Annotated in this window: 12 protein-coding genes; 7 read left to right on the plus strand and 5 right to left on the minus strand. The window is 73.1% G+C overall.

What is annotated here, in order from left to right:
* Positions 1-178: 178 nt before the first annotated feature.
* From GQ466_RS20290 to GQ466_RS20310, 5 genes are all read left to right on the plus strand, one after another.
* Entirely contained in the window at positions 179-1,381 is a 1,203-nt protein-coding gene (locus GQ466_RS20290) for an acetyl-CoA C-acyltransferase (protein ID WP_161104569.1), read from the plus strand.
* Positions 1,378-3,492, plus strand: a complete 2,115-nt coding sequence (locus GQ466_RS20295) for a 3-hydroxyacyl-CoA dehydrogenase NAD-binding domain-containing protein (RefSeq protein ID WP_161104570.1) — start codon at positions 1,378-1,380, stop codon at positions 3,490-3,492. The genes GQ466_RS20290 and GQ466_RS20295 overlap by 4 nt, the downstream gene beginning before the upstream one ends.
* A gap of 171 nt (positions 3,493-3,663) precedes the next feature.
* The gene (locus GQ466_RS20300) at positions 3,664-5,193 is read left to right on the plus strand and encodes an amino acid permease (RefSeq protein WP_161104571.1); all 1,530 of its coding nucleotides are present in this window, start codon (positions 3,664-3,666) and stop codon (positions 5,191-5,193) included.
* Between the two features lie 42 nt (positions 5,194-5,235).
* Positions 5,236-6,585 (plus strand): FAD-dependent oxidoreductase, encoded by a 1,350-nt coding sequence (locus GQ466_RS20305; protein WP_202420813.1) that lies wholly within the window; start codon positions 5,236-5,238, stop codon positions 6,583-6,585.
* 242 nt (positions 6,586-6,827) lie between these two features.
* Entirely contained in the window at positions 6,828-7,193 is a 366-nt protein-coding gene (locus GQ466_RS20310) for a hypothetical protein (protein WP_161104572.1), read from the plus strand.
* A gap of 38 nt (positions 7,194-7,231) precedes the next feature.
* Here the strand turns inward: GQ466_RS20310 and dxs are convergent, their stop codons facing one another.
* Positions 7,232-9,157, minus strand: a complete 1,926-nt coding sequence (dxs, locus tag GQ466_RS20315; RefSeq protein WP_161104573.1) for a 1-deoxy-D-xylulose-5-phosphate synthase — start codon at positions 9,155-9,157, stop codon at positions 7,232-7,234.
* Positions 9,158-9,310: 153 nt separating this feature from the next.
* On the opposite strand from dxs, the gene idi reads away from it, so the two are divergent.
* Positions 9,311-9,886 carry an isopentenyl-diphosphate Delta-isomerase gene (gene idi, locus GQ466_RS20320; RefSeq protein ID WP_161104574.1) on the plus strand — a complete coding sequence of 192 codons (576 nt, stop codon included), beginning with the start codon at positions 9,311-9,313 and terminating at the stop codon, positions 9,884-9,886.
* Positions 9,887-10,207: 321 nt separating this feature from the next.
* Positions 10,208-10,648 (plus strand): ASCH domain-containing protein, encoded by a 441-nt coding sequence (locus tag GQ466_RS20325; RefSeq protein WP_161104575.1) that lies wholly within the window; start codon positions 10,208-10,210, stop codon positions 10,646-10,648.
* Here the strand turns inward: GQ466_RS20325 and GQ466_RS20330 are convergent.
* Genes GQ466_RS20330 through GQ466_RS20345 form a run of 4 tightly spaced genes read right to left on the minus strand, consistent with a single transcriptional unit; the run spans position 10,645 to position 13,568 of the window.
* Positions 10,645-11,220 (minus strand): uracil-DNA glycosylase family protein, encoded by a 576-nt coding sequence (locus GQ466_RS20330; RefSeq protein ID WP_161104576.1) that lies wholly within the window; start codon positions 11,218-11,220, stop codon positions 10,645-10,647. The two genes, GQ466_RS20325 and GQ466_RS20330, sit on opposite strands and share 4 nt — an antisense overlap.
* On the minus strand, positions 11,217-11,939 hold the full coding sequence (locus GQ466_RS20335; RefSeq protein ID WP_161104577.1) for a sulfite exporter TauE/SafE family protein: 723 nt from the start codon (positions 11,937-11,939) through the stop codon (positions 11,217-11,219). The genes GQ466_RS20330 and GQ466_RS20335 overlap by 4 nt, the downstream gene beginning before the upstream one ends.
* Before the next feature lie 49 nt (positions 11,940-11,988).
* Positions 11,989-12,927: an aldo/keto reductase gene (locus tag GQ466_RS20340; RefSeq protein ID WP_161104578.1), complete on the minus strand. Its 939-nt coding sequence runs from the start codon at positions 12,925-12,927 to the stop codon at positions 11,989-11,991.
* A 41-nt stretch (positions 12,928-12,968) separates the two neighbouring features.
* A complete protein-coding gene (locus GQ466_RS20345; RefSeq protein WP_161104579.1) occupies positions 12,969-13,568 on the minus strand; it encodes a TetR/AcrR family transcriptional regulator in 600 nt (199 codons plus the stop codon).
* Between the last annotated feature and the right edge of the window lie 32 nt (positions 13,569-13,600).

The following is a 13,600-nucleotide window of genomic DNA, read 5'->3' on the forward strand; positions in this document are numbered from 1 at the left end:
CTGGACAAGAGTCCAAAACCGGACGTGACACGGCCAGTGGTTACTGACGGGTAGCATCAACGGTTACCAGCGAGTAGCATCTTCGGTGTGGGTACTCGTGCCGTCCGCTCCGGACGGCACGAGGCTCAACCACTCGATCATCCACAGATCGACCCCATTCCCGAGGGAGGGACGACCCGTGCCTCGCACCGCACGTGACGTCGTGTTCGTCGACGGCGTACGCACGCCGTTCGGCAAGGCGGGCCCGAAGGGCCTGTACGCCGAGACCCGCGCCGACGACCTGGTCGTGCGCGCCATCCGCGAGCTGATGCGCCGCAACCCGTCCCTCCCGCCGGAGCGGGTGGACGAGGTCGCCATCGCCGCGACCACCCAGACCGGCGACCAGGGCCTGACCATCGGACGGTCCGCCGCCGTCCTCGCCGGGCTGCCCAAGAGCGTGCCCGGCTACGCCATCGACCGCATGTGCGCGGGCGCGATGACGGCCGTCACGACGACCGGGGCCGGGATCTCCTTCGGCTCCTACGACGTCGTGATCGCCGGCGGCGTCGAGCACATGGGACGGCACCCGATGGGCGAGGGCGTCGACCCGAACCCGCGCTTCCTCGCCGACCGGCTCGTGGACCCGTCCGCGCTGGTCATGGGCTCCACCGCCGAGAACCTGCACGACCGGTTCCCCGGCATCACCAAGGAGCGCGCGGACGCCTACGCCGTCCGCAGCCAGCAGAAGGTCGCCGCCGCCTACGCCGCCGGGAAGATCCAGCCGGACCTGGTGCCGACCGCGATCCGCTCGGTGGAGAAGGGCTACGGCCTCGCGACCGCCGACGAGCCGCCGCGTCCGGGCACCACGCTGGAGGACCTGGCCAAGCTCAAGACGCCGTTCCGGCCGCACGGCAACGTCACCGCCGGCAACGCGGCGGGCCTGAACGACGGCGCGACCGCGTGCCTGCTCGCCGCCGAGGACGTCGCCCGCGAACTCGGCCTCGCGCCGAAGATGCGGCTGGTCGACTTCTCCTTCGCGGGCGTCGAGCCCGAGGTCATGGGCGTCGGGCCGGTCCCGGCGACCGAGAAGCTGCTCGCCCGCAACTCACTGACGATGGACGACATCGGCCTCATCGAGATCAACGAGGCGTTCGCCGTCCAGGTGCTCGCGTTCCTGGAGCACTTCAAGATCGCCGACGACGACGCGCGGGTGAACCCGTGGGGCGGCGCGATCGCGCTCGGCCACCCGCTGGCCTCGTCCGGCGTCCGGCTGATGAACCAGCTCGCGCGGCTGTTCGAGGAGCGCACCGACGTCCGGTACGGCCTCACCACCATGTGCGTCGGCATGGGCATGGGCGGGACCGTCCTCTGGGAGAACGTGAACTGGGAGGGCGCGAAGTGAGTACCGTCGAGACGTGGCGCTCGCTGCTGGCGAGCGAGGATCGCAACGCGGACGAAGTCGTTACGCACGCCCGCGTGCGCGACGTCGAACTGCCGTTCGGCGCGGGGACCCTCGCGCTGATCACGCTGGACAACGGCTTCGACCACACCAAGCCGAGCACGTTCGGTCCGCGCGGCCTGCTCGCGCTGAACGACGCCCTCGACCAGATCGAGGCCCGCGACGACCTCGTGGCGGTCGGCGTCACGGGCAAGCCGTTCATCTTCGCCGTCGGCGCCGACCTCAACGGGGTCCCGTCCGTGCGCGACAAGGACGAGGCCCGTCTCGTCGCCCGGCTCGGGCACGACGTGTTCCGGCGGCTGGGCGAGCTGAGCGTCCCGTCGTTCGCGTACTACAACGGCGCGGCGATGGGCGGCGGCGTCGAGATCGGCCTGCACTGCACCTACCGGACGATCTCGGCGGGCGTCCCGGCGTTCGCGCTGCCCGAGGCGTTCCTCGGGCTCGTCCCGGGCTGGGGCGGGACGTACCTGCTGCCGAACCTCGTCGGCGCCGAGAAGGCGATCAAGGTCGTCATCGACAACCCGCTCGCGCAGAACCGCATGCTCCGCGGCAAGCAGGCGTACGAGCTGGGCATCGCGGACGCGATCTTCGAGTCGGCCGACTTCCTGGAGGAGTCGCTGACCTGGACCGCCCGCGTCCTGAAGGGCGAGATCGAGGTCACGCGCCCCGAGGTCGACAAGGGCAAGGCGTGGGACGACGCCGTCGCGCTCGCCCGCTGGAACCTGGACGGCAAGCTGCACGGCGCCGCGCCGTCCTACGTCCGGGCGATCGAGCTGATCGCGGCGGCCAAGGACCGCAGCCGCGACGAGGGCTTCGCCGCCGAGGACGAGGCCCTGGCCGACCTCATCCTGAGCGACGAGCTGCGCGCCGGGCTGTACGCGTTCGACCTGACGCAGAAGCGCGCCAAGAAGCCGGCGGGCGCGCCCGCCAAGGAGCTGGCCCGCAAGGTCACCAAGGTCGGCGTCGTCGGCGCGGGCCTGATGGCGTCCCAGCTCGCGCTGCTGTTCGCGCGGCGGCTTGAGGTCCCGGTCGTCCTGACCGACCTGGACCAGGAGCGGCTGGACAAGGGCGTCGGCTACGCGCACGGCGAGGTCGACAAGCTGCTCGCCAAGGGCCGCGTGTCGGCCGACAAGGCGAACCGGCTGAAGGCCCTCATCACCGGGTCGCTGACGAAGGACGCGTTCGCCGACGCCGACTTCGTCATCGAGGCGGTCTTCGAGGAGATGTCGGTCAAGCAGAAGGTGTTCGCCGAGGTCGAGGAGCACGTCTCCCCCGAGTGCGTCCTCGCGACCAACACCTCGTCGCTGTCGGTGTCGGAGATGGCGTCCAAGCTCGCGCACCCCGAGCGGGTCGTCGGCTTCCACTTCTTCAACCCGGTCGCGGTGCTGCCGCTGCTGGAGATCGTCCGGGGCGAGCGGACCGACGACGCGGCGCTGGCGACGGCGTTCGCGGTCGGAAAGCAGCTCAAGAAGTCGTCGGTGCTGGTCAAGGACGCCCCGGCGTTCGTGGTCAACCGGATCCTGCTGCGCCTGATGGCCGAGATCATCCAGACCGTGGACGAGGGCACGCCGATCGACGTGGCCGAGCGCGCCGCCGCGCCGCTCGGGCTGCCGATGCCGCCGTTCGTCCTCATGGGGCTGGTCGGCCCGGCGATCGCGCTGCACGTCAACGAGACGCTGCACGGGAAGTTCCCCGAGCGGTTCCCGCTGTCGGAGAAGTTCGCCAAGTTCGTCGCGGCGGGCAAGCGCGGCGTGTACCAGCCGGACTTCACGCTGGACCCGGAGGCGGTCGCGCTGTTCGGCGGCGGGACGAACCCGTCCACCGAGGAGCAGGTGCTGGAGCGGGCGCTGAACGGGCTCGCCGAGGAGATCCGGATCATGCTGGACGAGGGCGTCGTCGCGGCGCCCGAGGACATCGACCTGTGCATGATCCTCGGCGCGGGCTGGCCGTTCCACCTCGGCGGCATCACCCCGTACCTGGACCGTGCGGGGATCGCGGAGAAGGCGGCGGGCGGCCGGTTCCTGGAGCCGGGCGTCGCATCGGTTTCGCGATAACGGCCAAAGTGCCATTTAATCGGCGCCGAATTGCGCGAGGAAGAGGCGTTCCGCCATCAGCGGAACGCCTCTTTCCCGTCATATCGCCGCGTTCCGGCCGTGTCGACGTTTGGCCCTCCTTCCTCGGGTGATCAAGACTGCGACGGCGGTCCCCGGACGAAGGAGGGCGCGGTGCAACTCCTGCGCACCAAGACGGTCGAACAGTCGATCCGCGACACCGAGGAGCCCGAGCACCGGCTCCGCCGCGATCTGTCGGCGCTCGACCTGACCGTCTTCGGCGTGGGCGTCATCATCGGCACCGGGATCTTCGTCCTCACCGGCCAGGTCGCCAAGGAGAAGGCCGGGCCCGCCGTCGCGATCTCCTTCATCCTCGCCGCCGTCGTCTGCGGCCTGGCCGCGCTCTGCTACGCCGAGTTCTCCTCGACCGTCCCGGTCGCCGGATCGGCCTACACGTTTTCCTACGCCACGCTCGGCGAGTTCCCCGCCTGGATCATCGGCTGGGACCTCATCCTCGAACTGGCCCTCGGCGCGGCCGTCGTCGCCGTCGGCTGGTCCGGGTACGCCGCGTCGCTGCTGGACACCATCGGGGCGCCGCTGCCCGCCGCGATCAGCCATCCGCCCGGCGAGCACGGCGGCGTCGTCAACGTCCCGGCGATCCTGCTGGTCTTCGCCGTCACGATCCTGCTGGTCACGGGCACGAAGGTGTCCTCGCGGGTCAACGCCGTCGTCGTCGGGATCAAGGTCGCGGTGGTCTTCCTCGTGATCATCGCCGGGCTGTTCTTCGTCAAGGGCGCCAACTACACGCCGTTCATCCCGCCGGAGAAGACCACCGGTTCGGTGTCGGGCGGCGGGGCGCCGCTGATCCAGGTCCTGTTCGGGATCCCGCCGGTCGCGTTCGGCTGGCTCGGGATCTTCGCCGCCGTCGCCGTCGTGTTCTTCGCCTACATCGGGTTCGACGTCGTCGCGACCGCCGCCGAGGAGGCCCGCAACCCCCAGCGCGACGTCCCGATCGGGCTGATCGGCTCGCTCGTCGTCACGGCCGTGCTGTACGCGGTCGTGTCGCTCGTCGTGGTCGGGATGCAGAACTACAAACAGCTCAGCGCGGACGCGCCGCTCGCGGACGCGTTCCGGGCCGTCGGCCACCCCGGGTTCGCGACGGTCATCAGCATCGGCGCGGTCGCGGGCCTCACGACCGTCGTGCTCATCCTGCTGCTCGGGCAGAGCCGGGTGTTCTTCGCGATGAGCCGGGACGGGCTGCTGCCCGCCTGGCTCGCCACCGTCCACCCCCGGTTCGGCACGCCCTACCGCTCCACGATCCTCATGGGCGCGATCGTCGCGGTGCTGTCGGGCTTCATCCCGCTCGCCAAGCTCGCCGAACTCGTCAACATCGGGACGCTGTTCGCGTTCTGCCTGGTGTCGGTGGGCGTGGTGATCCTGCGCCGCACCCGTCCCGACCTGCACCGGGCGTTCCGCGCGCCGTTCGTCCCGGTGGTGCCCGCGCTCGCCATGCTCGGGTGTCTTTTCGTGATGCTCAACCTTCCCCTGGAGACATGGTTGCGGTTCGTGGCCTGGATGGTCCTCGGGACCGTCCTGTATCTCGCGTACGGCTACCGGCACAGCCGTGTGGGGCTTGCGCGCACCCCCGCCGCCACCCCCACCGACCCGCTGAGCGGCACATCTCCCATCGACCCGGTCGGTTGACCCGGGGTGCGGTGACGCTCTGCGCCTGTGCACAATGCCCGCATGGTGGATCCTGTGCGCGTCGCAGTCATCGGGTCGGGCCCGGCTGGGCTCTACTCCGCCGAAGCACTCGTCAAGCAGTCCGGGGGGACGGTCCGCGTCGACGTCATCGACCGGCTCCCGACGCCGTACGGCCTCGTCCGGTACGGCGTCGCCCCCGACCACACCTCGATCAAGTCGATCGCCCGCTACCTCCAGCGCGTCCTGGAGGACAACGCCGTCCGGTTCCTCGGCTGCCTCGAACTCGGCACCGACATCACCCGTGAGGACCTGCTGAGCTGCTACGACGCCGTCGTCTACGCGACCGGCGCGATGGTGGACCGGCGCCTCGGCGTCCCCGGCGAGGACCTGCCCGGCAGCGTCGCCGCCACCGACTTCGTCAACTGGTACTGCGGCCACCCCGACGCCGCCGACCACGCCTTCGACCTCGGCGTCGAGGACGTCGCGGTCATCGGCGTCGGGAACGTCGCCGTGGACGTCGTGCGGATCCTCGCCAAGTCCGCCGACGAGCTGCGCTCCACCGACGTCCCGCAGCAGGTGCTCGACGCCCTGGCCGCCAGCCGCGTCCGGCGCGTCCACCTCATCGGGCGGCGCGGCCCCGCGCAGGCCAAGTTCACCACCAAGGAGGCCCGCGAGCTGGGCGAACTGCCCGGCGCCGGGATCCACGTCGACCCCGCCGACCTCGCGCTCGACCCCGCCGACGCGGCGCACGCCGAGCGGGACCGCAAGGTGCGCGGCAACCTCGCCGTCCTCGCCGGGTGGACCGGCGAGCCGCCGGCGGACCGGCCGCGCCGCATCGACGTGCGGTTCTGGCGCGCGCCCGTCGAGATCGTCGGCACCGGCCGCGTCGAGGCGCTGCGGCTGGAGCGCACCCGCCCCGACGGCGCCGGACGCGTCGTCGGCACCGGGGAGTTCGAGACGCTGCCCGCCGGGCTCGTGCTGCGCTCGGTCGGGTACCAGAGCGTCCCGCTGCCGGGCGTGCCGTTCGACGAGCGGGCGTCGATCGTCCCCAACGACGGCGGGCGCGTCGTCGGCCCGGACGGCGCGCCCGTCCCCCGCGAGTACGTCGCGGGCTGGGTCAAGCGCGGCCCGACCGGCGTCGTCGGCACCAACAAGTCCGACGCGGCCGAGACCGTCGCCCGCCTGCTCGCCGACCTGGAGAAGGAGCGGCCCGCCGCGCCCGTCCGCAGCGTCGAGGACCTGCTCGCCGAGCGCGGCCTCGCCACGGTCGCCTACCGGGACTGGCTGAACCTCGACGCGGCCGAGCAGGAGCTGGCCCGCTCGCTCGGGCGCGGCGAACGCGTGAAGCTCGCCCGCTGGGACGCCATGCGCGCCGCGTGCACCCCGACCTGAGCCCCGTCCGAGCCGCGTGCGGGCCGCAGTCCGAGCCGCAGTCCGAGCGCCGTCCGAGCCGCGCCCGGGCCGCAATTCGAGCGCCGTCCGGGCGGCGGCCGAGGCGCGTTCCGCGCGGGGGACGGCGACACGCCGGTCCCGGCCGTGGATCGGTCGGCCGGACGGGCGCTCCGCCGACCGATCCACGGCGCGCCAGCGGGGAACATGTGACGTGGACCGCACCAGGGCGCTACGGTGCGCGTGTGACCGACGGTCCAGAGCTGCTCGGATTTCCGCCGCCCGCCGCGCTGCCCGACCTGCGCTGGCTCGGCCCGGACTATGTCGCCGTGCTGGTCGGCGACCTGACCCGGGGCCTGCTGCGCCAGGACGCCGGCACGCGCGTCATGGGCGTGCGGTGCGCAGGCGAGCCCGACCTGCGCGCGTCCGTCGACGCGGCCGGGGTGATCCGGTCCCACGACGCCCGCTTCGAGCTGCAGGTGTTCGTCCAGGACGGCGCGGGACGCCCCTGGCGGCTGCGCGGCCACTGGACGTACTCCGGCCGCGACCTCGGCACCGAGGCCGCGTCCGTCACCCACTCCTGGCGGCTCAGCGACGCCGAGGGCGTGTGAGCGGCCCGCGGGACGCGTCCGTCCCGCGGGGCACCGGCTCACTCGTGGGCGGCCGACGCGCGCTCGCTGTCCTCCCCGGTGTCGGCGAGCTGCGTGGCGGCCTCGGTGACGTCCCGGGCGAGGCCCTGCGGGGTCAGCCCGAGGTCGGCGAGGATCTGCGCCCGCGACGCGTGGTCCAGGAACTCCTGCGGGATGCCGAACGTCCGGACGGGCACGTCGTTGCCGCGGTCGCGCAGCAGCCGCGCCACCGCGTCCCCGACGGCGCCGGTGCGGCCGTTGTCCTCCACGACCGCGACGAGCGAGTGCGCGGCGGCCAGCGCGACCAGCGCGTCGTCCAGCGGCTTCACCCAGCGCGGGTCGACGACCGTGACGCCGATGCCCTGCGCGGCGATCAGCTCGGCCGCGGCGACCGCCGTCGTCGCCATCGCGCCCGCCGCGACCAGCAGCACGCGCATCCCGTTGGTGCCGTCGTGCCGGGCGAGGACGTCCAGCGCCCCGATCCGCTCCAGCGCGGGCAGGTCGTCGGCGGCGGCGCCCTTGGGGTACCGGATGGCGGTCGGGCCGTCGGTGACGGCGACGCACTCGCGCAGCAACTCGCGCAGCCGCGCCCCGTCGCGCGGCACCGCGATCCGCAGGCCGGGCACGAGGTTCAGGATCGACAGGTCCCACATGCCGTTGTGGCTGGCGCCGTCGTCGCCGGTCACGCCGGAGCGGTCGAGCGCGAACGTGACGGGCAGGCGGTGCAGCGCGACGTCCATGAGCACCTGGTCGAACGCGCGGTTCAGGAACGTGGCGTACAGCGCGACGACCGGGTGCAGGCCCCCGGCGGCCAGGCCCGCGGCGGACGTGGCGGCGTGCTGCTCGGCGATGCCGACGTCGTACACGCGGTCGGGGTAGGCCTCGGCGAAGGGCGCGAGCCCGACCGGGTGCAGCATCGCGGCGGTGATCGCGACGACATCGGACCGTTCCGCCCCGATTTCCACCATCTCGGCGCCGAACACCGACGTCCAGGACGGCCCGCCGCCCTTGCTGACGGACCGGCCGGTGGCGGGGTCGAACGCGCCGCCGCCGTGCATGCAGTCCTCGGTGTCGTTCTCGGCGGGCGCGTAGCCCCGGCCCTTCTGGGTGATCGCGTGGACGATCACCGGCCGGCCGAAGTCGCGGGCGCGGCGCAGCGCGTCCTCGACGGCCGCCGCGTCGTGGCCGTCGATCGGGCCGACGTACTTCATGCCGAGGTCCTCGAACATCGCCTGCGGCTGCAGGACGTCCTTGAGGCCCTTCTTGATGCCGTGCAGCGCCTCGTAGGCGGCGTGCCCGACGACCGGCGCGCGCGGGACGGTCTTCTTGATCAGGTCCAGGGCCTGCTCGTAGCCCCGGGTGACGCGCAGCCCCGCCAGGTGGCTGGCGAGCCCGCCGATCGTCGGCGAGTAGGAGCGGCCGTTGTCGTTGACGACGATGATCACCGGCCGGTCCACGCCCGCCGCGATGTTGTTCAGCGCCTCCCAGCACATGCCGCCGGTGAGCGCGCCGTCGCCGACGACGGCGACCACGGCCCGGTCGGTCTCGCCGCGGAGCTGGAACGCTTTGGCAAGGCCGTCGGCGTAGGACAGCGCGGTCGAGGCGTGGGAGTTCTCGATCAGGTCGTGCTCGGACTCGGCCCGGCTCGGATAACCCGAAAGGCCGCCGCGCCGACGGAGGTCCGTGAAGTCGTGGCGGCCGGTCAGCATCTTGTGAACGTAGGCCTGGTGACCGGTATCGAAAAGGATCTTGTCGTGCGGCGAGGAGAAGACGCGGTGCAGGGCGATCGTCAGCTCGACGACCCCGAGGTTGGGTCCGAGGTGGCCGCCGGTCCTGGCGACGGCGCTCACCAGGGCCTCCCGTATCTCCGCCGCGAGATGAGGCAGTTGCGTGGCGTCCAGTCGTTTGAGGTCGCGCGGACCTTTGATCGACTCCAGCAGGGTCACGCGTTTCAACTCCTCCAGCAGGGCCTCGTCGGCCTCTGTTCGTCGGGCCGTTTCGAGTTTAGTCCGGTCACGTCCGCGCGGTGTCCCTGGCCACTGGGCCGCCGGGATCACCACACATCATCCGCATAACAACGATGAGGTCGGGGAACGCATATGGATGTAGAAGAAATCGTTCTGCTGAACGAGGCGGACGAAGCGGTCGGAACCGCTCCCAAGCTCGCGAGTCACCATCAGGAGACGCCGTACCATCTGGCGTTCTCGGCCTACGTGACCGACCCGGCGGGCCGCGTCCTCATCACGCGGCGGGCGCTCGGCAAGAAGACCTTCCCCGGCGTCTGGACCGGGAGCTGCTGCGGCCACCCCGCGCCCGGCGAGCGGCTGCGCGCGGCGGTCGCCCGGCGGCTCGGCGAGGAGCTGGGGGTGACCCCGGACACGATCACCCCGGTTCTTCCCGCCTTCCGTTACCGCGCCGTGGCGGAGGACGGGACGGTCGAGTACGAGCGCTGCCCGGTCGTCCGCGTCACCACCGCGGGGACCGGCGTCCGGCCCAACCCCGACGAGGTGGAGGACGCCGAGTGGTGGCCGTGGGACGAGTGCGTCGCGCTGGTCGGCCGTCCCGAGTCGTCGCCGTGGTACCGGCTGCAGATGGCCGAACTCGTCCCGCTCGGCCCGCCCGCGCGGTGGCCCGACCCGGGGACGGAGGGCCTGCCGCCCGCCGTGCTGTGGTGAGCGCGGGCTGAGGAGCGGGGGCCGCGCGCCGTCCGTCCGGGGCGCCGGGCGGACGGCCGGGGCCGTCGGTGAATCGACGGCGGGAGCGGCGGGGCGAAGGGTTTTTCGGCACCGCCCGGCGGACGGCGGCGGGGTGCGCCCTCTTGCCAGGGACGCGTAAGGTGTGAGAAATCATCTTATGCATGATTTGCCGTTCGGAAGTGATTTTCCGACGTGACCTTTCCCAACGGACACACCGTCCCCGCCGGTCGGAGCGTTTTGCCCTACCTTTCCGGCCGAGCGCCCGACGACGGAAGCCCGCCCAGCCCCGGAGGTGACCGCGTGCAGGCGATCAGTGTCCAGCAGCCGTGGGCCTTCGCCATCGCGCGCGGCGGCAAGCCGGTCTCCAACCAGCCGGTGCCGACCGCGTACCGGGGGCCGCTGCTCGTCCACGCGTCCATGCGGGTGGACCTCAAGGCGTGCGACTCGCCGCTCGTGCAGGGCGCGGGCTGGGACCCGCGCGACCCGCTGGCGACGATCGGCGCCGTCATCGCGGTCGCCGAGCTGACCGGCGTCTGCGCCAGCGCGGCGCGGGGGCTCGGCGTCTGCCGGTGCGGGCCGTGGGCCGACGACGACGCCTACCACTGGCAGCTCGGGGACGTCCGTCCGCTCCCCCGGCCGATCGTCGCGCTCGGCCGGACGGACCTCTGGGAGCCGACGGCGACGCTGGTCGCCGAGGTCCGGGCGATGCTCGCGGCGGCGGCCGTCCCGCGCGTCCTCTAGCCGGCGGCGGCGCGCAGCCGGGAGAACTCGGCGACGAGCGAGCCCCGGAACGCGCGGGGCGACGGCTCCAGCGTCCAGCCCGCGTTGAGGCCGCTCGGGTTCGGCAGGATCCACAGCCGGGCGTTCCCGATGCGCTCCTCCTGCGGGCCGATCTTCGCGCGGGGGCGGCCGAACGCCGTCCGGTAGGCCGTGACGCCCGCGATCGCGATCCAGTTCGGCGCGTGCTCGGCGACGAGCGCGGCGAGGCGTTCGGCGCCCGCGCGCAGCTCGTCGTCGGTCAGCTCGTCGGCGCGGGCAGTGGCGCGCGGCGCGATGTTGGTGATGCCGAGGCCGAGCGCGGGCAGCAGGTGCTGCTCGGCGGGCGCGAACTGGCGGGGCGTGAAGCCCGAGCGGTGCAGGGCGGGCCAGAAGCGGTTGCCGGGCCGGGCGAAGTGCAGCCCGGTCGCGGCCGAGTACAGGCCGGGGTTGATGCCGCTGAACAGGACGTGCAGGGGCTCGCCGGCGGCGGGCAGGACGTCCGGGACGAACCGGCCGTGCGCGGCGGCGATCTCCGCCTTGGTGGGGGGCGTCACCCGGCCAGACTACGCACGATCAAGGTCACCGCCGACGTGCCGACGACGACCAGCACCGCGATCCGCATCCGTCCCGCGTCCAGGTACCGCCGGACGGGCCCGGCGAGCACGAACCCGGCGAGCACGAACGGCGTGAGCGCCAGCCCGGCCGTCACCTGCCGCGCCGGCAGCTGCCCGACCGCGCCGAGCGTGAGCAGCGAGACGAGCGCGCCGACCGTGAAGAACACCGCGAGCGTGGCGCGGACGCGCGGCCCGCTGTCGCGCTGGTAGAGCAGCGCGATGGGCGGCCCGCCGATCCCGGACGCCGTCCCGGTCGCGCCCGCGACGAGCCCGGCGGCGCCGAGCGTGCCGGGGTTGCGCGGGACGGTCGCCGTCCACAGCGTCGCGGCGAGCGCGGCGAGGACGACCCCGCCGATCATCGCCTCCAGCGCCCGGTCCGGCACCGCCGCGACCACCCAGACGCCGAGCGGCGTCCCGGCGGCGCGCCCGGCGAACGCCCAGCGGAGACCGCGCAGGTCGGCGTGCCGGACCTCGCGGGTCAGGGTCGCGAGCGGCAGGAACACCGCCGCGACGAGGATCGCGCCCGGCATCAGGTCCGGGAAGACGAGCGTCACCACCGGCGTCGCGACCAGGCCGACGCCGAGGCCGACGCTGCTCTGCACGATCGCGCCGAGCAGCGCGGCCAGGCCGCCCACCAGCAGGAATTCCAGAGTCGGCATAACGCCGCAGGACAGTACACCCTCGGCTTACCGACCAGATGGACAGGGATCAGGCGGACGCCGCGGTGAGCGCGTCCACCTCCTCCGCCGTCAGCTCGATCTCCGGGAACGCGAGCAGCGGGCCGAGCTGCTCGACCGTCCGCGCGGACGCGATCGGCGCCACGACGGTCGGCCGCGTCGCCAGCCACGCCAGCGCGATCGACGGGACCGGGACGTCCCGCTCCCGGGCGATGGCGTCCAGCGCCGCGAGCACCTTCGGCCCGCGCTCAGTCTCCAGGTACTGGGCGGCGCGGCCCGCGCGGGCGCTGTCCACGGTCTGGCCCGGACGGTACTTGCCCGTCAGGAACCCCGCCGCCAGCGCGAAGTAGGGCAGCGACACGAGCCCGAGCCGGGCGGCGGTGTCCAGCGGCGGCCCCTCGTAGGCGTCGCGCTCGACGAGGTTGTAGTGCGGCTGGAGCGCGACGTAGCGGGCCCTGCCCTCGGCCTCGCTGAACGCGACGGACGCGGCCAGCCGGTCCGGCTCGATGTTGGACGCGGCGATCTCGCGGACCTTCCCGGCCCGGACGAGGTCGTCCAGCGCCGTGACGATCTCCTCCACCGGCACGTCCGGGTCGTCGAAGTGCGTGTAGAGCAGGTCGATCCGGTCGGTCCCGAGGCGCCGCAGCGAGGCGTCGGCGGCGGCCTTCAGCGTCTCGGGCTTCAGCCCCATGAAGTCGGGGTGCCGACCGACCTTGGTCGCGATGACCACGTCGTCGCGGTTGCCGCGCGCCGCCAGCCACTCGCCGATGATCGTCTCGGACTCGCCGCCCCGGTTGCCGGGCGCGAACGCGCTGTAGACGTCGGCGGTGTCCACGAAGTTGCCGCCGCCCGCGACATAGCCGTCCAGCACGGCGAAGGACGTCGCGCGGTCGGCCGTCCAGCCGAACACGTTGCCGCCGAGCGCGAGCGGGAAGACGTTCAGGGATCCTATGGTTTTCAGGTCTGCCATACCTGGATCCAATCTCCGGAACCGGACCGGTTATTCCGCCCCTACCCGTCCGCCGCCCCGCGAAGCTGGCGGACGAGCCCGGCCGCGAGCCGGTCGGCCACCGGGTCGTCCAGCGGCGCGCTACCGACCAGGCAGCGGTACCACAGGACGCCGAAGACCTGGTCGACGGCGAGGTCGAGGTCGGCGTCCGGCCCGATCTCGTCCCGGGCGGCGACCAGGACGTCCCGCAGCGCCCGGCGGCGGCGCGCGACGAACTCCTCCATCAGCGCGCGGGCGGCGGGGTCGCGCTGCGCCTCGGCCATCGTCGCGCGCAGCGCCGCCCGGGTGCCGTCCGGCCCGGCCGCGCGGAACGTCGCGCGGACGAACGCGGCGAGGTCGCCGGCGAGCGTCCCGGTGGCGGGCGCGGGGACCTCGGCCGCCGCGCGCTCGGCCAGGGCCTCCAGCAGCATCGCGCCCTTGGACGGCCACCACCGGTAGATCGTCTGCCGCCCGACCCCGGCGGCGGCGGCGATGGTGTCGACCGTCACCGGGCCGCCGCCGGACCGCCCGAGCTGGTCGACCGCGACGTCGAGGATGGCGCGCCGGGCGGCCTCGTTGCGGCGCCGGCCGGTGTGCGGACGGCGCTCCGCGTCCTTCTCCATGCGGAGATCCTAATTGACGAGACCAGAAGTCT

The sequence above is a fragment of the Actinomadura rayongensis genome (assembly GCF_009831215.1).
GTDB lineage: Bacteria > Actinomycetota > Actinomycetes > Streptosporangiales > Streptosporangiaceae > Spirillospora > Spirillospora rayongensis.